This is a genomic window from Modestobacter lacusdianchii (assembly GCF_054177765.1).
The window spans coordinates 1-26,914 of record NZ_JBJJTJ010000041.1 but is presented as its reverse complement, the minus strand read 5'-3'; the positions used below and the strand labels follow the sequence as shown (position 1 = coordinate 26,914).

Annotated in this window: 34 protein-coding genes; 20 read left to right on the top strand and 14 right to left on the bottom strand. The window is 72.1% G+C overall.

What is annotated here, in order from left to right:
• Window positions 1-86: 86 nt before the first annotated feature.
• The 3 genes from ACJTNH_RS19510 to ACJTNH_RS19500 all read right to left on the bottom strand — a co-directional run bounded on the left by ACJTNH_RS19510 (window position 87) and on the right by ACJTNH_RS19500 (window position 2,580).
• Complete coding sequence (locus ACJTNH_RS19510) at window positions 87-1,097, bottom strand: iron-siderophore ABC transporter substrate-binding protein (RefSeq protein WP_458178715.1); 1,011 nt, start codon at window positions 1,095-1,097, stop codon at window positions 87-89.
• Between the two features lie 76 nt (window positions 1,098-1,173).
• Entirely contained in the window at window positions 1,174-1,842 is a 669-nt protein-coding gene (locus ACJTNH_RS19505) for an FAD-binding oxidoreductase (protein ID WP_458178713.1), read from the bottom strand.
• Window positions 1,843-1,968: 126 nt separating this feature from the next.
• Entirely contained in the window at window positions 1,969-2,580 is a 612-nt protein-coding gene (locus tag ACJTNH_RS19500) for a sulfite oxidase-like oxidoreductase (protein WP_458178711.1), read from the bottom strand.
• A 218-nt stretch (window positions 2,581-2,798) separates the two neighbouring features.
• Here ACJTNH_RS19500 and ACJTNH_RS19495 point away from each other — a divergent pair, with 218 nt between their 5' ends.
• The 3 genes from ACJTNH_RS19495 to ACJTNH_RS19485 are packed head-to-tail and all read left to right on the top strand — an operon-like array spanning window position 2,799 to window position 6,249.
• Window positions 2,799-3,509 carry a succinate dehydrogenase cytochrome b subunit gene (locus ACJTNH_RS19495; protein ID WP_458178709.1) on the top strand — a complete coding sequence of 237 codons (711 nt, stop codon included), beginning with the start codon at window positions 2,799-2,801 and terminating at the stop codon, window positions 3,507-3,509.
• A 17-nt stretch (window positions 3,510-3,526) separates the two neighbouring features.
• Window positions 3,527-5,473, top strand: a complete 1,947-nt coding sequence (locus ACJTNH_RS19490; protein ID WP_458178707.1) for a fumarate reductase/succinate dehydrogenase flavoprotein subunit — start codon at window positions 3,527-3,529, stop codon at window positions 5,471-5,473.
• Window positions 5,470-6,249, top strand: a complete 780-nt coding sequence (locus ACJTNH_RS19485; protein WP_458178705.1) for a succinate dehydrogenase/fumarate reductase iron-sulfur subunit — start codon at window positions 5,470-5,472, stop codon at window positions 6,247-6,249. The genes ACJTNH_RS19490 and ACJTNH_RS19485 overlap by 4 nt, the downstream gene beginning before the upstream one ends.
• Window positions 6,250-6,357: 108 nt before the next feature.
• Here ACJTNH_RS19485 and ACJTNH_RS19480 read toward each other — a convergent pair whose 3' ends face one another.
• The gene (locus ACJTNH_RS19480; RefSeq protein WP_458178703.1) at window positions 6,358-6,909 is read right to left on the bottom strand and encodes a nucleotidyltransferase; all 552 of its coding nucleotides are present in this window, start codon (window positions 6,907-6,909) and stop codon (window positions 6,358-6,360) included.
• 65 nt (window positions 6,910-6,974) lie between these two features.
• Between ACJTNH_RS19480 and ACJTNH_RS19475 the strand changes: the two genes are divergently transcribed.
• Window positions 6,975-7,739 (top strand): endonuclease/exonuclease/phosphatase family protein, encoded by a 765-nt coding sequence (locus ACJTNH_RS19475; protein WP_458178701.1) that lies wholly within the window; start codon window positions 6,975-6,977, stop codon window positions 7,737-7,739.
• A 27-nt stretch (window positions 7,740-7,766) separates the two neighbouring features.
• Complete coding sequence (locus ACJTNH_RS19470) at window positions 7,767-8,147, top strand: thiol-disulfide oxidoreductase DCC family protein (RefSeq protein WP_458178699.1); 381 nt, start codon at window positions 7,767-7,769, stop codon at window positions 8,145-8,147.
• A 21-nt stretch (window positions 8,148-8,168) separates the two neighbouring features.
• Here ACJTNH_RS19470 and ACJTNH_RS19465 read toward each other — a convergent pair whose 3' ends face one another.
• Both ACJTNH_RS19465 and ACJTNH_RS19460 read right to left on the bottom strand, forming a co-directional pair.
• Complete coding sequence (locus tag ACJTNH_RS19465; protein ID WP_458178697.1) at window positions 8,169-8,771, bottom strand: GDSL-type esterase/lipase family protein; 603 nt, start codon at window positions 8,769-8,771, stop codon at window positions 8,169-8,171.
• 167 nt (window positions 8,772-8,938) lie between these two features.
• On the bottom strand, window positions 8,939-9,136 hold the full coding sequence (locus ACJTNH_RS19460) for a hypothetical protein (protein WP_458178695.1): 198 nt from the start codon (window positions 9,134-9,136) through the stop codon (window positions 8,939-8,941).
• Window positions 9,137-9,296: 160 nt separating this feature from the next.
• Here ACJTNH_RS19460 and ACJTNH_RS19455 point away from each other — a divergent pair, with 160 nt between their 5' ends.
• Window positions 9,297-10,586 carry a C40 family peptidase gene (locus tag ACJTNH_RS19455; RefSeq protein WP_458178693.1) on the top strand — a complete coding sequence of 430 codons (1,290 nt, stop codon included), beginning with the start codon at window positions 9,297-9,299 and terminating at the stop codon, window positions 10,584-10,586.
• 92 nt (window positions 10,587-10,678) lie between these two features.
• Here the strand turns inward: ACJTNH_RS19455 and ACJTNH_RS19450 are convergent, their stop codons facing one another.
• Window positions 10,679-11,668, bottom strand: coding sequence for an LLM class flavin-dependent oxidoreductase (locus ACJTNH_RS19450; protein ID WP_458178691.1), 990 nt, complete (start codon window positions 11,666-11,668; stop codon window positions 10,679-10,681).
• Between the two features lie 147 nt (window positions 11,669-11,815).
• Between ACJTNH_RS19450 and ACJTNH_RS19445 the strand changes: the two genes are divergently transcribed.
• On the top strand, window positions 11,816-12,157 hold the full coding sequence (locus ACJTNH_RS19445; RefSeq protein ID WP_458178689.1) for a hypothetical protein: 342 nt from the start codon (window positions 11,816-11,818) through the stop codon (window positions 12,155-12,157).
• An 87-nt stretch (window positions 12,158-12,244) separates the two neighbouring features.
• Complete coding sequence (locus ACJTNH_RS19440) at window positions 12,245-12,661, top strand: hypothetical protein (protein ID WP_458178687.1); 417 nt, start codon at window positions 12,245-12,247, stop codon at window positions 12,659-12,661.
• Between the two features lie 28 nt (window positions 12,662-12,689).
• Here ACJTNH_RS19440 and ACJTNH_RS19435 read toward each other — a convergent pair whose 3' ends face one another.
• Entirely contained in the window at window positions 12,690-13,298 is a 609-nt protein-coding gene (locus ACJTNH_RS19435) for a hypothetical protein (RefSeq protein ID WP_458178685.1), read from the bottom strand.
• A 287-nt stretch (window positions 13,299-13,585) separates the two neighbouring features.
• Between ACJTNH_RS19435 and ACJTNH_RS19430 the strand changes: the two genes are divergently transcribed.
• Together ACJTNH_RS19430 and ACJTNH_RS19425 are read left to right on the top strand one after the other, a co-directional pair.
• On the top strand, window positions 13,586-14,938 hold the full coding sequence (locus ACJTNH_RS19430) for a reverse transcriptase family protein (protein WP_458178683.1): 1,353 nt from the start codon (window positions 13,586-13,588) through the stop codon (window positions 14,936-14,938).
• A 115-nt stretch (window positions 14,939-15,053) separates the two neighbouring features.
• Complete coding sequence (locus ACJTNH_RS19425) at window positions 15,054-16,517, top strand: protein adenylyltransferase SelO (RefSeq protein ID WP_458178681.1); 1,464 nt, start codon at window positions 15,054-15,056, stop codon at window positions 16,515-16,517.
• Here the strand turns inward: ACJTNH_RS19425 and ACJTNH_RS19420 are convergent.
• Both ACJTNH_RS19420 and ACJTNH_RS19415 read right to left on the bottom strand, forming a co-directional pair.
• Window positions 16,493-17,176: a YczE/YyaS/YitT family protein gene (locus ACJTNH_RS19420; RefSeq protein WP_458178679.1), complete on the bottom strand. Its 684-nt coding sequence runs from the start codon at window positions 17,174-17,176 to the stop codon at window positions 16,493-16,495. The genes ACJTNH_RS19425 and ACJTNH_RS19420 overlap by 25 nt on opposite strands.
• An 88-nt stretch (window positions 17,177-17,264) precedes the next feature.
• Entirely contained in the window at window positions 17,265-17,462 is a 198-nt protein-coding gene (locus ACJTNH_RS19415; protein WP_458178677.1) for a hypothetical protein, read from the bottom strand.
• Window positions 17,463-17,918: 456 nt separating this feature from the next.
• On the opposite strand from ACJTNH_RS19415, the gene ACJTNH_RS19410 reads away from it, so the two are divergent.
• On the top strand, window positions 17,919-18,686 hold the full coding sequence (locus tag ACJTNH_RS19410; RefSeq protein ID WP_458178675.1) for a GAF and ANTAR domain-containing protein: 768 nt from the start codon (window positions 17,919-17,921) through the stop codon (window positions 18,684-18,686).
• 254 nt (window positions 18,687-18,940) lie between these two features.
• Entirely contained in the window at window positions 18,941-19,621 is a 681-nt protein-coding gene (locus tag ACJTNH_RS19405) for an ANTAR domain-containing protein (protein WP_458178673.1), read from the top strand.
• 167 nt (window positions 19,622-19,788) lie between these two features.
• Here ACJTNH_RS19405 and ACJTNH_RS19400 read toward each other — a convergent pair whose 3' ends face one another.
• Window positions 19,789-20,028 carry an ANTAR domain-containing protein gene (locus ACJTNH_RS19400; protein WP_458178671.1) on the bottom strand — a complete coding sequence of 80 codons (240 nt, stop codon included), beginning with the start codon at window positions 20,026-20,028 and terminating at the stop codon, window positions 19,789-19,791.
• A 450-nt stretch (window positions 20,029-20,478) separates the two neighbouring features.
• Window positions 20,479-21,237, bottom strand: coding sequence for a hypothetical protein (locus ACJTNH_RS19395; RefSeq protein ID WP_458178670.1), 759 nt, complete (start codon window positions 21,235-21,237; stop codon window positions 20,479-20,481).
• Between the two features lie 133 nt (window positions 21,238-21,370).
• On the opposite strand from ACJTNH_RS19395, the gene ACJTNH_RS19390 reads away from it, so the two are divergent.
• From ACJTNH_RS19390 to ACJTNH_RS19380, 3 genes are all read left to right on the top strand, one after another.
• Window positions 21,371-22,018, top strand: coding sequence for an SMI1/KNR4 family protein (locus ACJTNH_RS19390; protein ID WP_458178668.1), 648 nt, complete (start codon window positions 21,371-21,373; stop codon window positions 22,016-22,018).
• A gap of 274 nt (window positions 22,019-22,292) precedes the next feature.
• Entirely contained in the window at window positions 22,293-22,625 is a 333-nt protein-coding gene (locus ACJTNH_RS19385; protein ID WP_458178666.1) for a hypothetical protein, read from the top strand.
• 80 nt (window positions 22,626-22,705) lie between these two features.
• On the top strand, window positions 22,706-23,101 hold the full coding sequence (locus ACJTNH_RS19380; RefSeq protein ID WP_458178664.1) for a DUF6188 family protein: 396 nt from the start codon (window positions 22,706-22,708) through the stop codon (window positions 23,099-23,101).
• 96 nt (window positions 23,102-23,197) lie between these two features.
• Here the strand turns inward: ACJTNH_RS19380 and ACJTNH_RS19375 are convergent, their stop codons facing one another.
• Window positions 23,198-23,632, bottom strand: coding sequence for a hypothetical protein (locus ACJTNH_RS19375; protein ID WP_458178662.1), 435 nt, complete (start codon window positions 23,630-23,632; stop codon window positions 23,198-23,200).
• Between the two features lie 136 nt (window positions 23,633-23,768).
• Here ACJTNH_RS19375 and ACJTNH_RS19370 point away from each other — a divergent pair, with 136 nt between their 5' ends.
• Both ACJTNH_RS19370 and ACJTNH_RS19365 read left to right on the top strand, forming a co-directional pair.
• Window positions 23,769-24,146, top strand: coding sequence for a hypothetical protein (locus tag ACJTNH_RS19370; RefSeq protein ID WP_458178659.1), 378 nt, complete (start codon window positions 23,769-23,771; stop codon window positions 24,144-24,146).
• A gap of 132 nt (window positions 24,147-24,278) precedes the next feature.
• Window positions 24,279-24,851, top strand: a complete 573-nt coding sequence (locus tag ACJTNH_RS19365) for a hypothetical protein (RefSeq protein WP_458178657.1) — start codon at window positions 24,279-24,281, stop codon at window positions 24,849-24,851.
• A gap of 92 nt (window positions 24,852-24,943) precedes the next feature.
• Here the strand turns inward: ACJTNH_RS19365 and ACJTNH_RS19360 are convergent, their stop codons facing one another.
• Window positions 24,944-25,252 (bottom strand): hypothetical protein, encoded by a 309-nt coding sequence (locus tag ACJTNH_RS19360; RefSeq protein ID WP_458178655.1) that lies wholly within the window; start codon window positions 25,250-25,252, stop codon window positions 24,944-24,946.
• 225 nt (window positions 25,253-25,477) lie between these two features.
• Between ACJTNH_RS19360 and ACJTNH_RS19355 the strand changes: the two genes are divergently transcribed.
• The 3 genes from ACJTNH_RS19355 (at window position 25,478) to ACJTNH_RS19345 (ending at window position 26,825) form a co-directional block, all read left to right on the top strand.
• Window positions 25,478-26,137, top strand: a complete 660-nt coding sequence (locus ACJTNH_RS19355; RefSeq protein WP_458178653.1) for a tyrosine-type recombinase/integrase — start codon at window positions 25,478-25,480, stop codon at window positions 26,135-26,137.
• 3 nt (window positions 26,138-26,140) lie between these two features.
• Complete coding sequence (locus ACJTNH_RS19350; RefSeq protein ID WP_458178651.1) at window positions 26,141-26,386, top strand: tyrosine-type recombinase/integrase; 246 nt, start codon at window positions 26,141-26,143, stop codon at window positions 26,384-26,386.
• 94 nt (window positions 26,387-26,480) lie between these two features.
• Window positions 26,481-26,825: a hypothetical protein gene (locus ACJTNH_RS19345; RefSeq protein WP_458178649.1), complete on the top strand. Its 345-nt coding sequence runs from the start codon at window positions 26,481-26,483 to the stop codon at window positions 26,823-26,825.
• Window positions 26,826-26,914: the final 89 nt, after the last annotated feature.

The window sequence follows — 26,914 nt, the reverse complement described above, 5'->3', positions numbered from 1 at the left end:
CCGCGCGGGGGGGGGGCGGCGGGGCGGGCTACACCCGGGGCCGGGGGCCCCGCGCCCCCCGGGCCCCGTCGTGTCCCGCTCCGCGGTCAGACCTCGGGCACCTCGGTGGCCGGGTCACCGTCGACGGCAGCGGCGAGCGCCGGCTCGACCCGCTCGAGCAGCCAGGGCAGCGACAGCGGGCTGCCGTAGCCGAGGGCCGCGCTGACCTCGCCGCCGTAGGAGCCCAGGTGGACGGTGCGGTCCTCGGTCACGACCGGCAGCGCGGCGAGCAGCGGCTCGGCGGCGGTGTCCTCGGGCGTGTACCCGTTGAGCACCAGCACCTCGGCGTCGAGCAGGTCCAGCCGCTCCTGGCTCACGTCGGTGCTCGTCCCGGGGACGGCGAAGCCCAGGTCGGTGAAGAACTGGGTGCGCAGGTCGTCCTGGCCCAGCAGGTAGTGCCCGGAGCCGACCCCGGTCAGGTCGACGGCGACCGACGTGCCGGCGAAGCCGGGGTTGTCGCTGATCGCCTGCTCGAACGCGCCCTCGACCTCGTCGACCAGTTCCTGCGCCTGCTCCTCCCGGCCCAGCGCCTCACCGGTGAGCAGGGTCTGCTCCTGCCAGGGCGTCGCGCCGTCGGCGTGCTCGTCGGTCTGCGCGAGGGTCGGGGCGATGTTCGACAGCTGGTCGTAGACCGCCTGGTCCATGTACGAGTACACGCCGACGATGAGGTCCGGGTCGAGCGCGGCCACGGCCTCGACGTCGATCTCGGTGCCGCCGACGGTCGGCAGCTCCGCGCCGTCCAGCTGCTCGGCGGCCCAGGGCCGCTGGGTCGCGTCGTACTCGCCGAGGTTCTCCCGGACGCCGACCGGCGTCACCCCGAGGGCGAGCACGAAGTCCTGGTCGTTGAAGCCGACCGTGACCACCCGCTCGGGCTCCTCCGGGATCTCGGTGGTGCCGAACTTGTTCTCGATGGAGACCGGGAAGGCCCCCGACGCGGACGACCCCTCGGCGGCGGGGGCGTCGCCACCCTCGTCGGAGCCGCCGCAGGCGGTCAGCCCGAGGACGGCGGTGAGGCCGGCGACCAGGACGGCGGCACGGCGGGCAGGACGGCGGGGCACGGCGGGCTCCTCAAGATCAACGACGGACGAGGAGAGGTTAGCCTTGCCTTTGTCGACGGCGCACCGGGGGTCCGGTTCAGCGCTTGGGCGACTCCAGCGCCGACGGCCCGAACCGTTCGACCCGGATCGCCGCCGGCGGCATCCCGAGCCCGACCAGGAGCTGGCTGGCCGCCTCGGCGAACCCCGCCGACCCGCAGACGAACGCGGTCTGCCCCGGCTCCCAGAGCGGGAGCAGGTCCATCGAGGTCAGCCGGGCCGCCGGCCGGATGCCGTGCGCCTCCCGGGTCAGCACGACCAGCGCCCCGGCCTCGGCCAGCTCGTCGGCGTAGGGCAGCGCGTCCAGCGTCCGGGCCGAGACGGCGACCCGCAGCAGGTCCAGCCGCCCGATGGCACGCGCGTGCCGCACCATCGCCACCAGCGGGACGACGCCGCTCCCCCCGCCGACCAGCAGCGCCGGGGTGGCGCCGTCCCAGACGAACCAGCCGCCGATCGGGCCGCGGACCTCGAGCTCGTCACCCGGCTCCACGACGTCGGCCAGGTAGGTGGAGACCTCGCCGTCGTCGAGCCGCTCGACGAACAGCTCGACCAGCGGGTCGCCCGGCGCCGAGGCCACCGAGTACGACCGCTGGGCGGTGTAGCCGTCCTCGGCGGTCAGCCGGACGACGTAGTGCTGGCCGGGCAGGTGGTCGATGCGGTCGTGCACGTCCAGCCGCAGCTCCACCGCGCGCGCGATCGGGCGCCGCACGCCAGAGACGATCGCGGTCCGCCAGCCAGCCATCGGTGTGCTCCAACTCCGCCCGAAGGCTCTACCGGCCTCGCTGCAGGGGCCCGCCGCGAGCTTGCGAGTGGTGGGGGGCAGCGAGGTCCTTCCTCAGTCGCCCTGGTACCGCTGCTGACGCCACGGGTCGCCCCGGTCGTGGTAGCCGTTCTGCTCCCAGAAGCCCTGCTGGTCCCGCTTGAGCAGGGTGATCCGGCTGATCCACTTCGCGCTCTTCCAGAAGTACAGGTGGGGCACCAGCATCCGCACCGGACCGCCGTGCTCGGCCGTGAGCGGCTTGCCGTCGAAGTCCCAGACCAGCCACGCCTTGCCACCGGTGACGTCCTCGATCGGCAGGTTGGTCGTGTAGCCGGTCTTCGAGGTGGCCATCACGAACCGGCCCTCGGCGGTCGGCTGCGCCACCTCCAGCAACGAGTCGACGCTGATCCCGGCGAAGTGGGTGTCGAACTTCGACCACGTCGTCACGCAGTGGATGTCGCCGCGGTACTCCGCACCCGGCAGGGCGTGCGCCTCGTCCCAGGTCCAGGTCGTCGGGTTCGCCACCTCGCCGTCCACCGTGATGGTCCAGTCCGCCGGCGCGATCCGCGGCGTCGGCTCGGCGGTGAGCACCGGCCAGTCGCCACCGACGTCGTACTGGCCGGGGGGCAGCCGGGGGTCACCGGCGGAACGGCGGCGGCCGAGGAAGCCGCGGGTGGGTCCGGGCACGTCGGGTCCTCTCGGGGCAGTGCGGGTGCTGTCGGCGGGGATCTTCCTCCACCACGGGGCGGGCTGTCGCCCCTGGTCCTCGTGGCGTCCGGAACAGGACGGGCAGCTGCCTCGTTGCCGGGTCTGCGGTCGTTCGGCAGGTGAGGTCTGCCTTACATGAGCTGAGTCACGGCGGGTTCACCTGGGTGTCATGTGTGCAGAGGCATACCGTGACCCTCGTGGCGACAGTGACGACGCAACCGGGCCAGCGCAGGGCCCCAGCGACCGGGCGGTTCAACAACTCGGTCGTCAAGAAGACGGTGATGGCGGTCAGCGGGATCATCATGATCCTCTACTTGATCGCCCACATGGTCGGGAACCTCAAGGCGTTCCAGGGCCCGGAGACGTTCAACTCCTACTCCGGGTGGATCCGCACCATCGGTGAGCCGGCACTCCCGGCCCAGACGACGCTCTGGGTCATCCGGCTCGTGCTGCTGGCCGCGGTGGTGCTGCACTTCTGGGCGGCGATCTCGCTGTGGCGCCAGGCCCGGCGTGCCCGGCCGGTGCCCTACGCGACCAAGAAGCGCGTGCAGCAGAGCTTCGCCTCGCGCACGGTCCGCTGGGGCGGGCTGATCCTCGCCCTGTTCATCATCTGGCACATCCTCGACCTCACCCTCGGCGCGGTGAACCCCGAGGGCCACGACAGCACGCCCTACGAGCGGCTGATCGCCAGCTTCTCCAACATCCCGGTCACGGCGTTCTACGTCGTCTCGATGCTGCTGCTCGGGCTGCACCTGCGGCACGGCATCTTCGCCGCCACCCAGACCCTGGGGCAGACCAACAAGAAGCGCGAGCGCGCGGTCAACGGGCTGGCGTACGTCGTCGCCACCGTGCTGACCGTGGGCTTCCTGCTCGTGCCGCTGTCCGTCGCCTTCGGCTTGATCGACTGAGAGAGAAGGACACCACCATGCCTCTCGAGCTCTTCACCGTCGGCGAGCCGATCGCCGACACCAAGGCACCCCGCGACGTCCCGATCAAGGACCGCTGGAGCGAGCGCCGGTTCCGCGCCCGGCTGGTCAACCCCGCCAACCGCCGCCGGCTGTCGGTCATCGTCGTCGGCACCGGCCTGGCCGGTGGCTCGGCCGCGGCGACGCTGGCCGAGATGGGGTACCGGGTCAAGAACTTCTGGTTCCAGGACAGCCCCCGCCGCGCCCACTCGGTCGCCGCGCAGGGCGGCATCAACGCCGCGAAGAACTACCGCAACGACGGCGACAGCGTGCACCGGCTGTTCTACGACACGGTCAAGGGCGGCGACTTCCGCTCCCGCGAGGACAACGTGCACCGCCTCGCCGAGGTGAGCACCGCGATCATCGACCAGTGCGTCGCCCAGGGCGTGCCCTTCGCCCGCGAGTACGGCGGCCTGCTGGACAACCGCTCCTTCGGTGGCGCCCAGGTGTCGCGCACCTTCTACGCCCGTGGCCAGACCGGCCAGCAGCTGCTCTACGGCGCCTACCAGGCGCTGGAGCGGCAGATCGGGCTGGGCAACGTCGAGCAGCACCCGCGCACCGAGATGCTCGACCTGATCGTCGTCGACGGCCGGGCCCGGGGCATCGTCGTCCGGCACCTGATCACCGGTGAGATCACCTCCCACATGGCCGACGTCGTGGTCCTCGCCTCCGGCGGGTACAGCAACGTCTTCTACCTGTCCACGAACGCCAAGGGCTCCAACGTCACGGCGGCCTGGCGGGCGCACAAGCGCGGCGCGCTGTTCGCCAACCCCTGCTACACGCAGATCCACCCGACCTGCATCCCGGTCAGCGGTGACTACCAGTCGAAGCTGACGCTGATGAGCGAGTCGCTGCGCAACGACGGGCGCGTGTGGGTGCCCAAGGAGCGCGGCGACACCCGCGACCCGCGGGAGATCCCCGAGGACGAGCGCGACTACTACCTCGAGCGCATCTACCCGGCGTTCGGCAACCTGGTGCCCCGCGACATCGCCTCGCGCCAGGCCAAGAACGTCTGCGACGAGGGCCGCGGTGTGGGGCCGAACGGGCTGGGCGTCTACCTCGACTTCTCCGACGCCATCCAGCGGCTGGGCAAGAAGGCGATCGAGGCCAAGTACGGCAACCTCTTCGACATGTACAACCGGATCACCGGTGAGGACGCGTACGAGACCGGTATGCGCATCTACCCGGCGGTCCACTACACGATGGGCGGGCTGTGGGTCGACTACGACCTGCAGTCGACCATCCCGGGCCTGTTCGTGATCGGTGAGGCCAACTTCTCCGACCACGGCGCGAACCGCCTGGGTGCCAGCGCGCTCATGCAGGGCCTGGCCGACGGCTACTTCGTGCTGCCGAACACGATCAACGACTACCTGGCCGACGGCCCGTTCCCGAAGGTCGACGCCACCCACCCGGCGGTCGTCGAGGCGGAGCAGGGCGTGCGTGCCCAGACCGAGAAGCTGCTGTCGATCAACGGCACCCGCACGGTGGCCTCGTTCCACCGCGAGCTCGGCAAGCTCATGTGGGACCTGTGCGGCATGGAGCGCTCGGAGGAGAGCCTGCGCAAGGCGCTGGACCGGATCCCGGAGATCCGCCAGGAGTTCTGGACCAACGTCAAGGTCTCCGGCGAGCAGGGCATCTTCAACCAGAACCTGGAGCACGCCGGCCGGGTCGCCGACTTCATCGAGCTCGCCGAGCTGATGTGCGTCGACGCGCTGCACCGCAACGAGAGCTGCGGTGGGCACTTCCGGGCCGAGAGCCAGACGCCTGAGGGTGAGGCGCTGCGCGACGACGAGAACTTCGCCTACGTCGCCGCGTGGGAGTACACCCCCGAGAACGTCCCGCCGGTGCTGCACCGCGAGGCACTCGAGTACGAGTACGTCCACCTCGCACAGCGGAGCTACAAGTGACCAGCACGGAGACACGGATGATGAGCCTGACGCTGCGCATCTGGCGTCAGCGCGACCGGACGCAGAAGGGCAAGATGGTGACCTACCACGTCACCGACGTCTCGCCCGACATGTCCTTCCTGGAGATGCTCGACGTCCTCAACGAGAAGCTGATCCTCGACGGCGACGACCCGGTGGCCTTCGACCACGACTGCCGCGAGGGCATCTGCGGCTCCTGCGGTCTGATGATCAACGGCATCGCGCACGGCCCGGAGCAGGCGACGGTCTGCCAGCTGCACATGCGGTCGTTCTCCGACGGCGACGTGCTGGACATCGAGCCGTGGCGCTCCGGTGGCTTCCCGGTGGTCAAGGACCTCGCGGTCGACCGGTCGGCCTTCGACCGGATCATCTCCGCCGGCGGGTTCATCAGCGTCCCGACCGGCACCGCCCCGGACGCGCACGCCGTCCCGGTGCCGAAGAAGGACGCCGACGCCGCCTTCGACGCCGCGACCTGCATCGGCTGCGGCGCCTGCGTGGCGGCCTGCCCGAACGGCTCGGCGATGCTGTTCACCGCCGCCAAGGTGGCCCACCTCGGGCTGCTGCCGCAGGGTCAGCCCGAGCGCGACGCCCGGGTGCTGAAGATGGTCGGCCAGCAGGACGCCGAGGACTTCGGTGGCTGCAGCAACATCGGCGAGTGCTCCGCGGTGTGCCCGAAGGGCATCTCGATGGAGACCATCTCCCGGCTCAACCACGACCTGCTCGGCGCCCTGCGCGCCGGCGCGGTGCCGACGAGCTGAGGAAGGACCCCCTTCCTCCCCACCCTTCGCACGCTCAGGGCGGGCCCCGGGAAGGGGGCCGACGGGCCGGCACCCCCTCGGGGGTGCCGGCCCGTCGTCGTCCGGGGCTCAGTCGGTGCTGACGCCCAGGCGGTCGACCAGGAACAGGAACGCCGCGGCGAAGTCGTTGCCGTCGACCTCCTTGCGGAGCCGGTCCCACTCCAGCTGCTCCCGGACCGCGCGTACCTGCGGGAGCAGCGCCCCGAAGTCGCAGTAGTGCTCGGTCATCGCCCGCAGCTTGCTGCTGAGCAGGTCGGTGGCCGGCAGCACCGGCACCCGGACGCCGAGCAGGTCCATCTCCGCCGACCGGTCCAGCAGCTCCGCGTCCACCGGCTCGCCGACCACCCGGTGCAGCACGTCGACGACCACGCCGTCGGTGCACGCCTTGAACAGCCAGTCCTCCGGCGGCCGGACGATCTCGAAGCCGGCGGCCTCCAGCACGTTGGCGGCCCGCTCGGTGTCGCCCTCGGCCACGACGAAGTCGACGTCGTTCTCCGACTCCGGGGCGCCGTGCGCCCACAGCGCGTAGCCGCCGGCCAGCGCGAACGGGACGCCGTCGTGCTTGAGCGCCGACGCGGTGCGCTTCAGGGCGGTCCGCAGGGCGTCGCGGTCGGCGGTCACAGAACTCCTCGGGGTACATCGGCCAGATCGGGTGTGCGACTACCCGAACGGGTAGGCGCACACGCGTGCGACTCGCGACCTTCAACATCCTGCACGGACGCTCCCCGGCCGACGACCGGGTCGACGTCGACCGCTTCGCCGACGCCGTCCGGGAGCTGGACGCCGACGTCCTGGCGCTGCAGGAGGTGGACCGGGAACAGCCCCGCTCGCACCACGCCGACCTGACCGCGGTCGCCGCCGAGGCGATGGGCGCGGTGGCCCACCGGTTCGTCGCGGCGATCGCGGGCACCCCGGGGGCCACCTGGATGGCGGCCACCGGCCGCGAGCAGCCCGGGACGGCGGAGTACGGGATCGCGTTGCTGTCGCGGTACCCGGTGCGTTCCTGGCAGGTGATCCGGCTGCCGGCGATCCCGTTCACCTTCCCGATGTGGCTGCCCGGACCGCGCAAGGTGATCAAGGTGCACGAGGAGCCCCGAGCCGCCGTCGTCGCGGTGGTGGAGACCCCGCACGGCGAGCTGACCGTGGTGAACACCCACCTGTCGTTCGTGCCCGGCTGGAACCGGCTGCAGCTGCGCCGGCTGCGGCGCGACCTGGCCGCGTTCCCCGGCCCGCTGGTGCTGATGGGCGACCTGAACATGACGCCACCGACGCCGGCCGCGGTGACCGGCTGGGCGCCGCTGGCCGCGGGCCTGACCTTTCCGCTGGAGGAACCGGACCGGCAGCTGGACCACGTGCTGCTGCGCGGGTCGCTGGGGCGGGTGACCGCGACCTCCGCCCCGCGGCTCCCCCTGTCGGACCACCGGGCGCTGACCGTGGACGTCGAGGCCTGAGGCCACCGGCTCTGCCACGATGGCGGGGTGCCCGCGCCCACGCTCGTCTTCGACGGTGACTGCGCCTTCTGCACCCGGTCGGCCGACGTCGCGCGGCGGGTGCTGCCGGCCGGCTGCGCGGTCGTGGCGTGGCAGTTCGCCGACCTGGCGGCACTGGGGGTGACCGCCGAGCGGGCGCAGACCGAGGTGCTGTGGGTCGACGGGGACGGCACGGTGTCCGGCGGGGCCGCCGCGGTGGCCCGGGCACTGCGGGCCGCCGGGCCACCGTGGGCCGCGCTCGGCGTGCTGCTCTCCCTGCCTCCGGTGCGCTGGGTGGCCCCGGTCGTCTACCGGCTGGTGGCGGCCAACCGGTACCGGCTGCCCGGCGGCACCGCGGCCTGCCAGGTGCCCCCGCGAGACGCGGCCTGACTCAGCGCGACGTGGCCTGACTCAGGCGGCGCCCTCCTGGCGCCGGTCGGCGAGCTCGAGCAGCCGCGGGGCGAGCACCTCGGCCACCAGTGCGTAGCCGGCCGAGGACGGGTGGAAGCGGTCGGGGGAGAACAGCGCCGGGTCGGCGGCGAACCGGCGGGACAGCTCCGGGGCCACCGGCGCGACGACCGCACCGGCCGACTCGGCGGCGAGGGTCTGCCGGGCCCGCAGCTGGTCGCAGATGCCGGCGACGACCGCGCGGAAGGCCGGCGGCACCCAGGCCACCGACGACAGGTCGGGGGTGGGGACGACGAGCACCGTGGCGCCCCGCTCCCCCAGCTCGCCGACCGCGTGCCCGAGCGCCGCGGCCGCCTGCGCGGGCGGCACCTGACGGGTGAGGTCGTTGGCCCCGACCACCAGCAGTGCGAGGTCGACGGACCCGGTCACCCGGCGCACCTGGGCGGCCAGGTCGAGGGAGGTGGCGCCCGGGACGGCGAGCACCTGCAGCTGGACGTCGTGCCCGGCCTGCCGCAGGGAACGGGTCAGCCGGGCACCGAGGGTGTCCTGCGGGGTCGCGGCACCGGTGCCGAAGGCCAGGGAGTCACCGAGGACGAGGAAGCGCACACCCCCTCCAACGCCCGCTCCCCCACCACCCATCCCCCGGCCCCACGGCCCCGCAGCCCCACGGCGCCGCAGCCCCACGGCCCCGCGGCCCCGTCCAGAGGCTCGCCCCCGGCCCCGGTGCAGGGGCCCGCGCTGAGCCTGCGAGGCGTGGGGGGCACCGGGGTCCTTCAACCGCCCTGGGCGAAGAGGGCGGCGGCCTGGGCGTCGTCCACGAAGGGGTACTTGACCTTGAACTGGGCGAGCGCGTCGGGCACCGACAGCACGTGCGTCTCCCGCCGTCCGGCGGTGTCGACGGTCTGCACGGTCACCATGTCGCCGTTGATCGGGACCCAGTGCGTCTCGGCGTAGTCGGTGAAGACGTTCATCCGCCCATCGTCGTCCCCGACCCGGGCAACGGCTGCCGCTACCTGCGTTGCTTTCGCCAACTCAGCACGCAGAGATCGCTCAAGCACTCTCCGCAACCGGCCGACCACTTGATCAGGTCACCCGGACGGGCGACACCCGACAGAGCGGAGAGGCACGACGATGCGCACCAGGACGACGACCGAGGCAGCGACCGGCACCCGCCCGGCGCGCCGCGTGGCGGGGGTCCTCGTGGCGGCGGCCCTCTGCCTGGTGGCCGCCCCGGGCGTCGCCTCGGCCACCCCCACCAACCCCTCCGACGCCCAGCTCGGTGCCGCGCAGCAGCAGAAGGACGCCGCCGCCCAGCAGGTCGGCGCGCTCTCCGCCCAGCTGGCCACCGCCCAGGCCGAGGTCGACGCCGCCCGCGCCCGGTCGGCGATCGCCCTGGACACCTTCCAGGGCAAGCAGGCCGAGCAGGAGGCGGCCCAGGCCGCCGCCGACGCCGCGACCGCCGCCGCCCGCCAGGCCGAGGCCGAGCTGGCCACCGCCCGGCGCAACGTCGCCGACTTCGCCCGGCAGAGCTACGTGCAGGGCAGCACCAACCCCACGCTGGAGGCCCTCACCACGGCCGACGGCCCCGCGCAGATGCTGGAGCGGGCCGCGCTGCTGGAGGCCGCCGGCGCCCACCAGGGCGACGTCGTCGTGCAGGTCACCGCCGCCGAGCAGCAGGCCCGCGCCGCGGACGCCGCCGCGCAGACCGCGCTGGCCGAGGCCGCGACGCTGGCCCAGGAGGCCGCCGACGCGCTCGCGCTCGCCGAGCAGCTCGAGGCCAGCGCCCGGGCCCAGGCCGGCGCACTGGCCAACCAGCAGGCCGCCGTGCAGCAGCAGCTGCAGCAGGCTCAGGAGACGCTGCTCGGCCTGCAGGGTGCCCGGGCCGCCGCCGACCAGTACGCCGCGCAGCAGGCCGCCGCCGCGCGGGCCGCGGCCACCCGGGCCACCGCGCCCACCAGCAGCTCCTCGGCCGGCACGCACCAGCTGGTCTCGACCGCCGGCGCCGGCGACTCCTCGGCGGTGGAGACGGCGATCTCCGCCGCGCGCCGGTACCTCGGCACCATCTACTCGTGGGGCGGCGGTTCGCTCAGCGGCCCGAGCATGGGCTGGGGCGTGGACGCCGGCATCATCGGCTTCGACTGCTCGGGCCTGACCCGCTACGCCTACGCCCAGGCCGGCATCTCCATCCCGCGCAACAGCAGCGCCCAGTACAAGGCGCTGCCGAAGGTCAGCCGGTCGGACCTGCAGCGCGGTGACCTGGTCTTCTGGGCGACCGACACGGGCAACGCCTCGACCATCCACCACGTCGCGATCTACCTGGGCGACGGCCAGATCCTCGAGGCGCCGCAGAGCGGGTCGGTCATCCGGGTCACCTCGATGCGGTGGGGTGGCTTCATCGGCGGGGCCCGCCCCAGCGCCTGAGGACGGACCCCGCGGCCCCCACGCCTCGCGAGCTCGGCGCGGGACCCTGCAGCGGGGCCGGCACGGCAGGAACGACGTCCCTGCCGCGCACCTCAGGCCGGGACCGACTCCAGCGCCTCGGCGGTCAGGGTGACCGAGCGCAGCCGGCCCTCGGTGGTGGGCGACTGGTGGGCGACGATCAGCTCGTCGGCGTCGGCCTGCTTCAGGAAGCCCTCGAGGTAGTCGCCGACCTCGTGCGCGGTGCCGATGGCGGCGTAGGTGAACATCGAGCTGACGTGCTGGCCGGCGCCCTGCTCGAGCAGCAGGTCGGCCTCCTCGTCGGTGAAGGTCCGGCCGCGGCCGAACAGCCCGACGGCCATGTTGCGGCGCACCGCCTGCAGGTTCTCCTGCGCCTGCGCCATGGTGTCGGCGGCGATGACGTTGACCCCGGCGATCACGTACGGCTCGGCCAGCTGCTCGGAGGGCTTGAACTCCGACCGGTAGGTGGCGACGGCGGCCTCGAGCGCCTGCGGCGCGAAGTGGCTGGCGAAGGCATAGGGCAGGCCCAGGGCGGCGGCCAGGTGGGCGCCGAACAGCGAGGAGCCCAGCACGTACAACGGCACGTTCGTGCCCTTGCCGGGGATCGCGTCCACGCCGGGCACCCGGGTCCTCCCGGCCAGGTAGGCCTGCAGCTCCAGCACGTCCTGCGGGAAGGTGTCGGCCGAGTTGGGGTCGCGGCGCAGCGCGTACATGGTGTTCTGGTCCGACCCCGGGGCGCGGCCGAGGCCGAGGTCGATCCGGCCCGGGTACATCGCCTCGAGGGTGCCGAACTGCTCGGCGATGGTCAGCGGCGAGTGGTTGGGCAGCATGACCCCGCCGGCGCCGAGCCGGATGGTGCTGGTCTGCGCGCCGACGTGGGAGATGAGCACGCTGGTCGCCGACGAGGCGATGGTCGGCATGTTGTGGTGCTCGGCGTACCAGACCCGCTGGTAGCCGTGCTCCTCGGCGCGCTGGGCGAGGGCGACGCTGGCCGCGATGCTGCTGCTGACGGTCTCCCCCCGGGCGATCGGGGCGAGGTCGAGGACGGACAGCGGGATGCGCATGACGAAGGGCCTTCCAGTCGGTTGTCCAGGGCAACGCGCGGCACCCGGCACCACTTCCCGCGCAGGTCGGTGCGCAGATGTGACAGGTGGGACAGCGTCACGCGCGCCTGCCCCTGCGTGATCGAACACGCACTTACAGTCCCGCCCGTGCCGGAGATGACGACGTTCGCGGGCGAGCCCCTGGCCGTGGAGTTCGACCTCAACGGGAGCTGGTGCCCCGCCGTCCTGGTCGGCTGGCGCCACGAGCCCGACGGCACGTGCCGGCTGCGCGTCCAGTTCGACATCGGCGGGCTCCGCCGGGCCAGCTGGCTGCCGATCACCGAGGTCCGCCTGCCAGAGCCGGAGCTGGAGCCGGTCTGGGCACCGGTGGCCCCGCGCACCGAGCCGGACATGCTGCTCCCCACCCCGGAACAGGCCCGCCGGGCCTCGACACCGCTGCCCCCGCTGCCGCCGCTGCGCAGCCTCCAGCCGGTGCACGTCGGGGCCTGACGCCCGGTCCGGTTCCGTACGGCCGCTCGGGCTGTCACGCTGGGCGCACCCCTGGGACGCAGCGTCGCGATCCACCGAGGAGCAGCCGTGTTGTGTCAGAGCACCTACGCACTGGACCACATCGACGGGCGACGGGCCGCGGTCGACGAGCGGATCGCCGCCTGGCACGCACTGGCCGCCACCACCGACCCGGCCGCGCTGCACCGCTTCGAACCGGTGTTCTTCAACGACCTGGTCGTCGTCCTGGCGGACTGGTTCGGGTACCGCGGCCTGGCGGTCCTGGACGGCGACGTGGCCGACCACGAGGTGGCCGTCAAGGAGGTGCGGTTGCTGGCCGGGTCGCTGGCGCACGGCAGCACGGTGCTCGCCGACCGGCGGATCCGGCTCGACCCCGGCCGCAGCGTGCTCGGCTACCGGGTGGGCGAGGAGATCGCCGTCCGTGCGGCCGGGTTCCGTGCCCTGGCCGGCGCCTTCTTCGCCGAGCTGGAGGCCCGCTGCCGTTAGCTCCGCCCGGAGCCGGGACGCCGCGCGGTCAGCGGCTCTGCAGCGCGTCCAGCGCGACCGCCATCGAAGCGGCGACGCGGAAGTCCAGCCGGGGGTCGGGCACCGTGACGGTGTAGCGGTCGCGGATGGACCGCTGCCGCTCGCTGGTGAGCACCGGCGCGGCGGTGGTCGTGTCGACGAAGTCGAAGTGGAAGACGAAGGGCACCGGCACGTCACCCACGACGGGCAGCGCAGTCCAGACCCGGCGCACCACCGCGAGCACCGGACGGCGCTCCTGGCCGCGAGCGGTCAGCCCCGGCGCCTCCAGGTCCCAGGTCGAGCGCAGCAGGCTGGCGCCGAACTGCTTGCTGAACACGCCCAGCGGCTGCCCGTGCTCGTCGAACACGTCGTGCTCGGCGGAGACGTCGAGCCGCTGCCGCGCCTTGAAGGAGAACACCCGGCGGCTCTTGGACCCGTCGGCGTAGAAGACGACCTCTTCCTTGAGCTTCATCCGCTTCTGCTCGGCCAGCGCCAGCAGTTGCCCCTCGGAGCCGTCGGGGTTGGCGGCGATCACCTCGTAGCGGTTCACCATCATCGTGATCCGCTGCGTGACGAAGAACGCCGGGACGGTCATCGGGGACTGGTGCGGGACGGACACGGACGCACTCCTGGGCTCGGTCGGTGGCGCGGAACGCCCATCCTGTCGCACATCGGGGCCCTGGCGTCCAGCTCTTCACCTCGGGGCGCCGCACCCCTACGGTGAGCCGGGTGCGCGGCGGGGAGGCCAGGACGATCGGCGGCAGCCGGTCCCCCCGGGGCAACCCCGGGGCATCGTGAACAGGTCAGGCAGGGCGTCATGAGCCAGGCGGCGCGCTCCGCGCACCCGACGGCACATCCCTCAGGGGACGGCTGGCCACCCCGCCGCGCACCCCGTCCGGGCCGCCGGTGACGACACCGCGGCAGGAGGCCGCGCTCGCCGCCGGGATCAGCACCGCCCTGCTCGCCGGGCCGTGGCGGCGACCGGAGATGGTCCGCCGGGTGGCCGTCGCCCTGGGGCAGGCCCGCGCCGCGACGTGGGTGGGCACACTGGTCGGTGAGGTGCAGAGCGGCTACGCCCGCCCACCAGTCGACCGTCCGCGGGAGCTGGCCGCCTTCGTCGCGACGACGCGGGGCCTCCAGCGGGGGCTGAGCGCCGCGGCACCCCCGCGGGTGGTGCGCTGGGCGCCCCGGCCGACCGAGCTCGCCTGGCAGCGCTGGCCGGTGGCCGACCTCCCCGACCAGGCGGCGGTCGCCCGGCTGCTGGACGTCGACGCCGGTGAGCTCGCCTGGTTCGCGGACCTGCACGGGCTGGAGCGCACCGTCGGCGAGCCGCTGCGGCACTACCGCTGGCGGATGGTGCCCCGCCCGTCCGGGGTGCGCCTGCTGGCCGCGCCCAAGCCCCGGCTCAAGGAGGCCCAGCGGCGGCTGCTCCGGCACGTGCTCACCCCGATCCCGCTGCACGACGCCGCGCACGGCGGCGTGCCCGGCCGGTCGGTGCGGACGGCGGTGGCCCCGCACGCCGGCAGCGCCGTGGTGCTGCGGATGGACCTGACCGCGTTCTTCGCCAGCATCCCGGCGCGGCGGGTGCACGGGCTGCTGCTCGGCGTCGCCGGCCTGCCCGAACCGGTGGCGCACGTGGTCACCGGCCTGGTCACGACCGTGCTGCCGGCGCAGGTGTGGCGCAGGGTGCCGGTGCCGACCGACGCCGCGGCCCGCGACCGGCACCACCTGCTCGGCCGGCTGCTGGCCGTGCCGCACCTGCCGCAGGGCGCGCCGACGTCCACCGCGCTGGCGAACCTCGCCTGTGCCCGGCTGGACCGCCGGCTGACCGGTCTGGCCGAGGCGTTCGGCGCCCGCTACACCCGGTACGTCGACGACCTGACGTTCAGCGGTGACCCGGGGCTCGGCCGCGGCCGGTTCGCCGAGCTGGTGAGCGGGATCGTCGCCGACGAGGGCTTCCGGGTGAACCCGGCGAAGACGTCGGTGACCAGCGACGCGCGGCGGCAGTCGGTGCTCGGCGCGGTGGTCAACACCCGGCCGGCGCTGCCCCGGCACGAGCGGGACGCGCTGCGGGCGCTGCTGCACAACTGCGCGACCCGCGGCTGGACGACCCAGCTGCGCGGCCGCGACCCGGCGACGTTCCGCGACCACGTGCTCGGCCGGGTGGCCTGGGCGGCGTCGCTGGACCCGGTGAGCGGCGCCCGGCTGCGAGCGCTGGCCGACCGGATCGACTGGTCGGCGACCACCCCGGACCGCTGATCGACCGGCCGGCCCCGCCGTCCGCCCACCGACCCCGCCCACCGGCCCCGCCCGCCGGTGTCCCGCCCCCGCCGCCCGACTGGCCGACCGCGCCGTCCGACGTACCGTCGAGGGCATGAGCGTCGCCCTGCCCTCGACCGTTCGCCTCGGGCACCGGTTCGCCGACGAGCTGCCGGAGCTGGCCCTGCCGTGGCAGGCCGAGGAGGCGCCGGACCCGCAGCTGCTGCTGCTCAACGAGCCGCTGGCCACCGAGCTGGGCCTCGACCCGGCGGCCCTGCGCAGCGCAGCCGGCGTCGGTCTGCTGGTCGGGGCCGACGTCCCTGCCGGTGCCACCCCGGTGGCCCAGGCCTACGCCGGGCACCAGTTCGGCGGGTTCAACCCGCGGCTGGGCGACGGGCGCGCGCTGCTGCTCGGCGAGCTCATCGACCCCGCCGGCCGAGTGCGCGACCTGCACCTGAAGGGCTCCGGGCGCACGCCGTTCGCGCGCGGGGGCGACGGGCTGGCCGCGGTCGGACCGATGCTGCGGGAGTACGTGGTCAGCGAGGCGATGCACGCCCTCGGCATCCCGACCACCCGCGCGCTGGCCGTGGTGGCGACCGGGCGGCCGGTGCGCCGGGAGACCCTGCTGCCCGGCGCCGTCCTGGCCCGGGTGGCGAGCAGCCACCTGCGGGTGGGCAGCTTCCAGTACGCCGCGGCGTCCGGTGACCTCGACCTGCTGCGCCGGCTCGCCGACCACGCCATCGCCCGGCACCACCCGGAGGCGGCGTCGGCCGAGCGCCCGGCGCTGGCCCTGTTCGAGTCGGTGGTCGCCGCCCAGGCGTCGCTGGTGGCGCAGTGGATGCTCGTCGGGTTCGTGCACGGGGTGATGAACACCGACAACGTGACGATCTCCGGCGAGACGATCGACTACGGGCCGTGCGCCTTCCTGGACGCCTTCGACCCGGCCACCGTCTACAGCTCGATCGACACCGGCGGGCGGTACGCCTACGGCAACCAGCCCGTGGTCGCCGAGTGGGATCTCGCCCGGCTGGCGGAGGCGCTGCTGCCGCTCCTCGACGACGACCAGGAGCGCGCGATCGCGCTCGCCGTCGACGCCCTCGGCGGCTTCCGCCCGCACTACAACGCGGCCTGGACGGCGGGCATGCGCGCCAAGCTCGGCCTGCCCGAGGGCCTGGACGACGCCGTCGTCACTGCGCTGGCCGACGACCTGCTGCCCCTGCTGCAGGCCGACCACGTCGACCACACGTCGTTCTACCGGGGGCTGGGCCGGGTGGCCCGCGGCGACGTCGAGCCGACCCGCGACCTGTTCCTCGACCTCGCCGGCTTCGACGCCTGGGTGGAGCGCTGGCGCGCCACCGGCCCGGACGCCGACGCGATGGACCGGGTCAACCCGGTCTACATCCCCCGCAACCACCTGGTCGAGGAGGCGCTGACCGATGCGACCGCCGGTGACCTCGACCCGCTGCACCGGCTGCTGGAGGCGGTGACCCGCCCGTTCGACGAGCGGCCCGAGCTGGCCCGCCACGCCGAGCCCGCCCCGGTCGACTTCGGCGCCTACCGGACGTTCTGCGGCACCTGAGCCGCTGCGCGGACCCGGCGGCTGGGCGGCTGCTCGCCGAGCACCCGGAAGGTGAGCTGCACGACCGGCCCCGTGCCCAGCGCCAGCAGCACGGTGCCGAGCCCCAGGGCGCCGCCGAGCAGCCAGCCCACCAGGAGCACGGTCACCTCGATGCCCACCCGGGAGGCGCCGATCGGCCAGCCGTGGTGGTGGCACGCGACCATCAGGCTGTCCCGCGGCCCGGCCCCGAACGCCGCGCCGATGTAGAGCGCGGCGCCGATGCCGAGCAGCACCACGGAGCCGACCAGGGCCAGCACCCGCAGCTCCAGGGCGGCGTCGGGCAGGTCGTCCAGCCACGAGGTGGCCAGCAGCCGGTCGATCAGCCACCCCACGCCGAGCACGTTGACCAGCGTGCCGATGCCCGGGCGCTCGCCGAGCGCGGCGGAGAGCACCAGCACGGCGAGCCCGACCAGGATCACCACCAGGCCGAAGGACAGCCCCAGCCGCTCGCTCAGACCGGCGTGCAGCATGTCCCAGGGCGCCAGCCCGAGCTGGACCTGCAGGGACAGCCAGACGGCCAGCGCGCAGAGGACCAGCCCGCCGAGGAAGCGGAGGGTCCGTCCCGGCGGTGGGGTCCAGCGGCTGGCACGGGCACGGACGGCGGTGCTGCGGGACGACACGGGGCTCCTCTGCGCGGACGACCCTCCCAGCATCCCCGCCTGGCGCCGTCCGGCATCTCGATCACCGGGGCGCCGCGGCCGTCGGCGGCTAGCGCTGCTGTCGTCTGGCGACGATGACGAGGATCGCCAGCACCACGGCGATCGGCGCCCAGGAGGGCAGGCCGAAGGGCCCGATGACCAGGGCGACGAGGAAGAGCACGACCTGGAAGGCGAGCCAGAAGCCCACCAGCAGGACGACCCAGAAGAGCACCGGACGTTCCATCCGCAGGCGGTTCAGGTAGTCCACGTCGTCTCCTCGGTCGTGCCGTTCGTCTGCTCCACCCGACTGCCGGGTCTCGGGGCACATCGGCACCGGCGGCCCACTGCTGAAGTCCAACGCCCACCTGACGGCGAGCATGCCCGGCCGCGGGCTCAGGCGTTGGGACCGAACGTCGACTGAGTGCTGGGCGTCGACGACGATCAACAGGACACGGCGCTGAGCTGCCCGTTCGGTGCCTGGGACCTGCTGGTCGAGAACGGCCGTGCCGCGGACGGGTGCGGACTCTCCGCGGACTGGACGGCGACGTCCCGGCCCCCGCCGGGCCACACGGGCAGCCGGCGGGTGGCGGCAGGCCGGCGGAGCACGGACGGCGGTCTGTCTGGAGGCGTGTACGGTCGACCGCAGGTCCGACAGTGGCCTTCCCCTCGGACCAGTGGCGCATCACCGTGCCCTCGTCCCCTGACGTGGAGTGAGGTCTGCCCGATGTCGGCAGCTCCCGAGCCGATCCCCGCCGCGCTGTTGGTGGACGTGCACACCAACGTCGCCGAGCGGCTGCGCAGCTTCAGCGACGCGTCCGAGGCCGCATCAGCGATCACCAGCATCGCCGTCGACGTCATCTCCGGCGCCGACTTCGCCGGCCTGACCCGGGTCGGCCGCCACGGCGACCTCACGACTCTCGGCGCCACCGATCCGCTGGTGGCGCAGGTCGACCGACTCCAGTACGAGCTGCGCAGCGGGCCGTGCATCGACGTCGCGGTCGCCGAGCGCCCCGTCTCCTTCGGCGACCTCTCCAGCTCCTCGCAGTGGCCGGAGTTCGGCCGGCGCGGTGCCGAGCTCGGTGTGCACTCGATGCTGTCCTACCGGTTGTTCCTGGAATCCGACGAGGACGCCGACGGCGAGCGGGTCATCGGCGGCTTGAACCTCTACTCCCGCCAGCGGGACGCCTTCGACCTGGACCAGGCGCTGCCGGTCCTCCCCGCGCTGGGCAGCTACGCGGCCCTGGCCGTGTGGGGCGGCACGATGCGGGAGCAGACCGCCTCGGTCGAACGGGCCCTCGGCGCGAGCCGGGACATCGGCGCCGCCCAGGGGATCCTCATGGAACGCTTCAAGATCACTCGGGACGACGCCTTCGGGCTGTTGGCCGCCGCCAGCCAGGCCAGCAACCGCAAGCTCCGCGACGTCGCCGCCGAGCTGGTCGACACGGGCACGTTCGCCCTGCCCGACCGCTCCCGCCGTCGCCGTCCCGGCTGACCTGCGCGGCCAGCCCCCAGCGGGCGTCGACGGGCCCGGGCCCGGTCGACGTCAAGACCCCACTCGTCGAACACCCGGCGAGCGGGGTCGCCCCCGTGCTGCACCGAGGGTCCCCCCGCCGAGCAGACGACTACGTTGGCGCGGTGGACGAGCCGGACCGGGCAGGGCGCTCAGCGCAGAGCAACGAAGCACAGCTCCCACTGGCGCAGTCCGGAGGCACGACCCCGCAGTCAGCAGCCGACATCAGCGAGGTCATGGGGCAGGTCGCGCGTGAGCTGCAGCAGGAGCACGGCGACGTCGGAGCGACGCTGGAGGCCATCACCCGCTCCGCCGTCACGTCCGTCCCGGGCGCCGACGACTGTGGCATCACCCTGGTCACCGGCCGGCGGAAGGTCGAGTCGCGCGCCCCGACCGGTGACATGCCCCGGGAGGTGGACGTCCTTCAGGACCGCCTCGGTGAAGGGCCGTGCCTGGACGCCATCTACGAGCAGGTGACGGTGCGGATCGACGACCTCGGCGCCGAGGAGCGCTGGCCCTCGTTCACCGAGGGCGCCGCGGGGCTCGGCATCGGCAGCATGCTGTCCTTCCAGCTCTTCGTGACCTCGGGCAACCTCGGAGCGCTCAACCTGTACGCCCGCCACCCGCGCGCGTTCACGGAGGAGTCCGAGTCGGTGGGGCTGGTCTTCGCCAGCCACGCGGCCATCGCGCTCGCCGGCGCCCAGCAGGAGCAGCGGCTCCGGACGGCGTTGGACTCCCGGGAGCTGATCGGCCAGGCGCAGGGCATCCTGATGGAACGGCACAAGCTCACCGGCGCCCAGGCGTTCACCGCGCTCACCCGCGTGTCGTCCCACACCAACCGCAAGCTCGTCGAGATCGCCGAGGAACTGGTCTCGACCGGCGAGATGCCTCACGCACCCCGTACTTCCGCCGACTGAGCGCTCCCGCGACGCAGGCCGCGACACGATGAGCGCTGGCCCCGTTCCGGGGACGTTCTCCAGCCGGCCGGCCCGACGGCCGGGCCGACTCCATGACCGCCGGGCAGGTCCGGACTGGATCACCGAGACCCTCGGGCCAGCCGGTGGTCGGAGGTGCGGCGTGGGCCTCACTCTGCGCCGGGCAGCGCGCCGGTGGCGCACGACTGCTCGGCGATGTCGACGAGCTCCCGGTTCGTCCGCGAGGAGGTGCCCACCAGCAGCCGGAACGCGCCACCCGCACTGATCTCGTACCGCTCCATCGGCCCGGCCTTCGCCGGACCGATCAGGTCGCGGCCGGCCACGGCCACGCGCAGGTGTTCCTCGTGCTGGGCTCCGGCCAGCGCAACCGCGCCGTGGCCGGCGGACACCAGACTGCTGACGGGCCCTCGAGCAGCTGGTTCGCGCCAAGTCAGACGTTGAAGCGGAACGTCGACGGGGTGTTCGGACGTCGACAATGTTCGATGATAGATGCGTCTGACCTGGGCTTTTGCTGTTGAGCGATGTTGGGTCCGGCTGGCTGAAAACGACCGTTTTGCGGACTTCTGCGGACTCCTTGCGGACTAAATGCCAGGCCTTCGAACCCAGGGAGGCGGCTCACCGGCCGGCCGACCGAACCGGGGTAGACCCACGACTGCGTCCGCTCCCACGCTCGGCCCGACATCACCCGGCCGACACCAGACCGCGCACCATCGCCGGCCGGGGCACGCGACAGGCAGCTCGGCGCACGGCACAACCGAGCACAACTCCCTTCGCTCTAGAGGAGAACGCGTCGATGCGAAGCCGACAGAACGGGGCCTTATCGGCGGAGCACTGTCAGTTCAAACGTGCGCGTCATGGGCCGAACGAGCGAAGTGGTGCGCCAGCCGAGTCATCTTCATCAAGTAGGCCGCTGCCATCTGCAAGTGCGTGTAGGCAGTGTCGTAATCGATCTCGGTTCCAGTGGGGTGCCCCGCATCGTTGCGCGTCAGGCGCAGTAGGTCGGTCACCGCATCAAGGCTGAGGCTGTCAGCGAGCCCTTCAGGCACGCGGCCGCGGTGGGAGTCCAGGAGCTTGCGCGCTTCTTCGAACCGGGCGTTCTGCGACGTACGCGGGTTCTCTACGGCCTTGCGCAGCTTCTCGGCCGAGGGGCCGAAGGACTGGACCATCGACACAGCCAGCTCGTTCACCACCCGCTCGGATGCCACGCCGAGCATGACGGAGGAAGCCAGGAAGCACTGTGCGTTGAACGCTCGCAGCGCTTCCTCGAGGTAAACGAGGGCGAAAGCGTCGACGCCTGGTTCGGCTCGTCGGAGACGGAGGAGGTATCCGTCCGGGTCATGCGGTTCCCAGCGCCCTGTCGTTGCCGCCTTGATCCCCCGGGCGCTCGCCCGCCAGCGCCAGTTGTCTGTGCTCGACCCCTGACCGACCTTGTCGATGTAGGCCAGGCCCTCGCCGACAAGACCCCAGAGCGCCTCCGCCACCTCGTGCTGGGGCCGGCTTGCCTGCGCAGCGACGTGGCGGAGCAAGTAGGGGTCACCGAAGCGCGTGTCAGCTCCCGGCGTGACCAGGTAGCCGAGGATGTGCTCGCGTAGCTCCACGGCCCGCAGTCTGACCTGTCGCAAGGTGAGATCCCCACTCCCGACGACTCAGCTGGACTCGGGGCAGCCCAACACGCGGTGGATGGGACAGGGACTTAAATGTTCGCGCTGGTGTCGGCCTAGGGTCCCCAGCATGTCCGAACTCGACGAGCGCATCTGGCGGGCCTGGACGGCGACCGCGTGGCTCCACGAGCCTCGGCCTCCCGCGTCACCCGACGAGCTGGACTCCGTCGAGCAGTCGATCGGACGACCCCTGCCGGATGCGTTCCGAGAGCTGTACCAGCGGCACGACGGTGGATCCTGGCTCGGGGGCAATTGCGTCTTGTACCCGTTGCAGACCGACGGTGAGCTCAGCGTCGCGCAGGCGTCCGCAACACATCGCGAATGGGGGTGGCCAGTCCCGGACGAGCTCGTGCTGTTCAGCAACGACGGCAACGGAGACCCGGTGGGACTGTGGCTACCGGCCACCGAGACACGGCCGATCATCGCCAAGATCGGTGCGATCTTCGAGCCCGGCTGCATGGGCATCATCGGGGAAGACCTCAACGCGTTCCTTCGAACGTGGACCGCCTACTACCTGCTCCTGCCTGACCGGGAGACGACGACCGCCGGCCTCGACGCCCTCGAACTCCCCGACCACCTGCGGTCTGACGGACCCGACGACGAGACCCTCGCTCACATCGTCGAATGGGCCAGCCCGACGATCACGGGTTCAATGAGTGACCCGTACAAGGCACGGTTGACCGCGGACGACGTGCGTCGCACCGCGGCTGCCGGCTGAACGATCTGTCCCTTCATGGGCCACTGAGGGCCACGGTCCAAAGGACGTCGGCGCATCGAGCGGTGACCCAAAACGCCCGTTAACGGACTGACCGATACCCAACCGTTTTCGGGCCGACGAGCACGGGTGACGCAGAGGGAGTAACCCGAGGAGCCGACCTAGCCGAGCACATCTCCGGGTTCCTCCGAGGAGCCACGTTCGAGCCAGCGGCCGGTGCGTGTCTCAGAAGGCGGCTTCAGAGACGCGCGGGGCAGCATGGCGATACCGTTTCGCGGTGCCCTCCGGTCAGCCGCCCGTTGTCGAGCCGTGGCTGGCCGAGGCACTGAAGACGGCCTTGCGCGACGCCGGCTGTCCGTCCGACATCGCAGAGCAGCTGTCCGCAGAAATGCGGGTCGAGCGCCCTCGCGGCACCACGGAGTGGTTGCTCATGCTGTTCAACCACGGAACGAGCTACCCGGACGACCGCGAAGACGTGGTCTACGCCGCCGAGCATCTGGCGGTGAACATGGCCGCCGACAACGCTGAAGCTGTCGACCGCACCGCGCGCGGCGATCCGGGGTGGAGCCCGTACTGGCCTCTGTCCGACCGCGCGCCTCGTCGCCAGTAGGCCGGGCACTCGCTCACTGCCAACTGTCTCTGAATAGGCCGCTCTGGAACACCCACAACAGGCGGCGCTACCGTCCGAAGATGCCCACGGACGATGCCGCGCACGCCACTGCACTCGCCCAGGAGCTGCTCGGACAGTCCCTCGACCAGCTCTGCGTGGGCGCCGCCGATGCACAGCTCCGCTTCACCCACTCAACCGTCTCTCTGTGGTCGACGATCGGAGTCTCGACCGGCGACGATGCTCTCGTCCGGCCGTACACCCCCGACGGGGTCGCCTTGCTCCTACCCCTACTGGGCGGCGAAGTGAGTGCAGTGGACATCGACTCACGCGGGAGACTTTCGTTCACCTTGGGCGGCGCGACGGTCTCGTGTGGACGCGACCCGGACTACGAGGCCTGGTCCTACGACGGTCGCCAGGGCGAGAAGGTCGTCTGCACGCCGGGCGGAGACTTGGCCATCTGGAACGCAGACCGGTAGCAGGTGTCCGTTAGTGGGCCGCTATGGGACACCGGCTGGCTCGCCGAGAGGGCGGCCTTAGGGACACTCGCTGTAAGGCCAGTAATGCCCCGACGCTCAGTCTTCGGAGACTCGGACCTGGCCGTCAACGTAGGTAACCCAGAACCGGTGCTCTGTCGCCGACCAGGCGTTGCCACGCTTGAGAGCCGCAGCCGCCCACTCGCAGCCGCGACGCAGGATGCCGCCATCCAACTGGCGCACTACCTCGCTCCGGTCGGCCACCGGAACAGCGGTCCACCTCATGAGGAGGCAGCTCCGGCCTGAACTCGCCGGACCGAAGTAGCCAGGTGCCGCGTCCCCGAGCCACATGACGTCGAACACGGTCAACCGTTGTGACTTCGGCGGTAGGTCAGGTCTTCCTAGGCTGAGGGAACCAACAGCCGCGCCGACGTCCCTGAGAGCCTCGGCGATCCGCTCTTGCCCGAGCGGATAAGTCCAGCCCTCAGGGAGCTTCGCCTTGCGGTACTCGTCCCACGGCTGGCCCTCGATCACAGCTCGAACCCTAGAGTCCGGCTGGCCACGATGGGCGGGCGACGCGGTGTCCCTGAGTGGGCCGCTCAGGGACACCGCCCACAAGGCGGCCCACGGGATAGTCGCGCCTCCCCCTCCGCGACTAGCGTCGTCCGTCGTGACCGACAGCCTGTGCCCTGACTGCGGGCACGTGTGGACGTATCACCCCGGAGTCTTGCTCTCGGTCACTCACTGCGTCGACTGCACCATCGAAGAGGACCACGGTGATCGGGACGACGCCGACATGTGCTCCCGCGTACCGCCCGACCTAGAGCACGTCCCGGTCGAAGACTCATTGGTCGCCCACTACAGGCGTCGGCGTTGGCGGGGCGACAGGGTGCTGGTCGAGGACCACACCGGCGGACGATGGGCCCTACTCCGCCCGCGAGCCGCCGGTCCCCACGAGGTTGAGCGACTTCTGCAGGAGGTTCGCGCGGACTTGCCGACCATGCCGATAACTCAGTTCAGAGAGAAGTACCAACAGCTCATGGACTGACTGTCCCTAAGTGGGCCGCTATGGGACACCGGCCGGCTCGCCGTGAGGGCGGCTTCAGACACATCCTCCCCGCTGCTCCGACCCCACGCCTTGTGAGCGTCGCCGCGTATGGGCGTGGCAGGCTGCATCTCCGTGGCGATCGACGTGGAGGCTCTTCTGCGGCGGGTGGTGGCCGAAGTCTTCGACGCGGACGTCGACGCGACGTACTCGACAGAGCCGACAGACCCGCACATGCACCGTGTCCGGCTGACCAGCGCAGATGGTCAGCGCCACGCCGGATTGCGTGCTTCATACGAGTGGTTCGACGCCGACATCTTCGACCTCGGCGTCTCTACCTTCCTGCTGGACTACGACGACGCGGAAGAGGACAAGGAAGCGGTGCTCCGCGACCTGACGCTGGTCGTCCGCGCATACCTACGCGGTGAGGGACGCGTCGAGCGCAGGCGCGGTCTCGTCTGTTCGCACTCGGTGTTGAGGATCGTCGTCGACGGCCAGGAGTGGGTCCTGCGTCCTGGCTCGCGGCGCCTCCGCTTCTACGGGGACTGCCCCTCCTGCGGTCACGACTGGCGCGAACATCCCGGCACGCCAGCCATTGACGGCTTGGAGTGCGGCGAGTGTGTCCACGAGCTGGAGCACGGGGAGCGGCCCCAAGATGCCGACCCGCTGTGCACCAGGCGCGCGCCTGCGCCACCCAGAGGACTGTGACGCCGCTGTCCCTAGGTGGGCCGCTCAGGGACAGCCATGCCCGCCCGCAGGGCGGCCTCCGGGACACGTCATCACCCGACTCGCGCGACGGCTCAAGGCTCCTGGAATGGGGAGATGAGCCACTCGTCGCCCGGTGCGTCCCGCTCGGCGATGTAGCCGGTCTGCAGATCGCGAAGGTGAAAGAGGTCGTAGCCGAACCGGCGGAACATGTGCTCGGCGTGCACGGTCACGAGGTGTTCGACATCGGCCGTCGTGCCGCATGCGAAAGTCCAGGTGCCGTCGTCGTGATGCACCACCAGTCGGAGCGGCTCCAGCCCGTCCAGCACGAACGTCGACACGATGGCCGCCGTGAGGTCAGTTGGTTCCCCTGGACGCTGGTCTGCCTCGCCGATCCTTTCCATGGCCGAGCACCATGCCACGCGAGCGAGCGACGGGCGGAGGACCGGCCGGGCTGTCCCTGAGTGGGCCGCTCAAGGACACCCGCAGCAGAGCGTGACCGCCAGGGGAACCCCGGTGCCCTCTTGTCGCTCCCTCGGGTGAGGGCTCGCCCCTTCCGCGTTCTCCCGCCGCTGCCGCGGAGCGGGTTGGCGGAGACTTCCCGCCCCGTATGCCAAGGGAGGCCGCCGTTGCCCGTCCGCCCTGTCGTCCTGCCGATTTCCGGTCACGCCCCTTGGGACGACCTCGCGGCATGGTGGCTGTCCCGGTTCAAGGTCTCCACCCAACGCACCTACGCGACCTACCTCCCTCGCTGGATGACCTGGTGCGCCGACCGCGGGATCGACCCGCAAGCCGCCCGGCGCGCCGACATCGAGCTGTGGCTGCGCTCGGTCGCCGACTCTGGGTTGTCCCGGGCCTCGGTCGCGGCGCACTACGACGCAGTCGCCAGCATGTACCGACTGGCCCACGACGAGGACCTGATCAACCAGAACCCCTGCGCCCGCATCCCCCGACCAAAAGTTCACCGGGAGCTACAGCGCCGCGAGGTGCTCACTGTCCTGGAATACGCCGCATACCTGACCGCCGCCCGCTCACTCACTCCGGCACACCACGCGATCGCCGTCCTGGGCGGCATGATGGGTCTACGCGCCAGTGAGATGGCCGGCCTGACGGTGGAGTCCCTCACCAACGTCCGGGGCTATGTGACCTTGAACTTCATCGGCAAGGGCGACAAGCCCGCCCGCGTGCCGATACCCCTCCCTGCCCTGCCGGCGATCCACGAGGCTCTCGCCGGACGTAGCAGCGGACCACTGCTGCGCACCCGCACGGGCGCAGGCATGGACCGCTGATCAGTGCATCGCTACGTCGCCCGCACTGCCCGGGTCGCCGGCATCACCCGGCCGATCGGACCGCACGCACTCCGCCGCACCGTCGGCACGGTCGGGCTCAATCAGGGCATCCCGCTGCGCGACATCCAGCGTTTGCTGCGCCACACCCGTCCCGAGACGACCCTGGCCAGCTACGACATCAGCGGCGATGGCCTCGAACGACACGCCTCGCACCAGGTGGCGGGCTTCCTCGCCGGCTGGGCGAGCTAACCCGCCGAAAGACACCCGGCGGCCAGTTGGTCCTCAAGGCGGCTTTACGGACACGCAGGACACAGAGCATGACCGTGTCCCTAGTGAAGCGAGGATGTTCGCCGTGGCCGATGAGTGGTATCGCAGCCCGACATGGGACGACGACGCGCGGGCGGATTTTGAGAGGCGGCTGTCCCGCGCCCGCAAGACAGGCCGTCAGCAGTACCTCCTTCTGAAGGCATCGAAGCTCCGCTCAGTCGGGAAGGTCGAGGCGGCACGCGAGTTGCTGCACCGGGCGACAGAGGAGCCGGATGGCTTGTTCTTCCACGTCGTTGAAGCCTGGCAACAGCTTGCTGAACTGGCGGCCCAACGGGGCGACCGCTCGACTGCCGTGGAGTTGTATCGGCGCATCTTGACTGAGGGCTGTCCCGCCCCGGGTTCAGTGGAGACTCGGAACTGACGCGGCGACGGTAGCCGCCGCGATGTTGTGCCGGTAGAAGGTGTCCTCGTGCTCGGCCGGTGGAACGAGGCCGATCTCGCCGTGCAGGC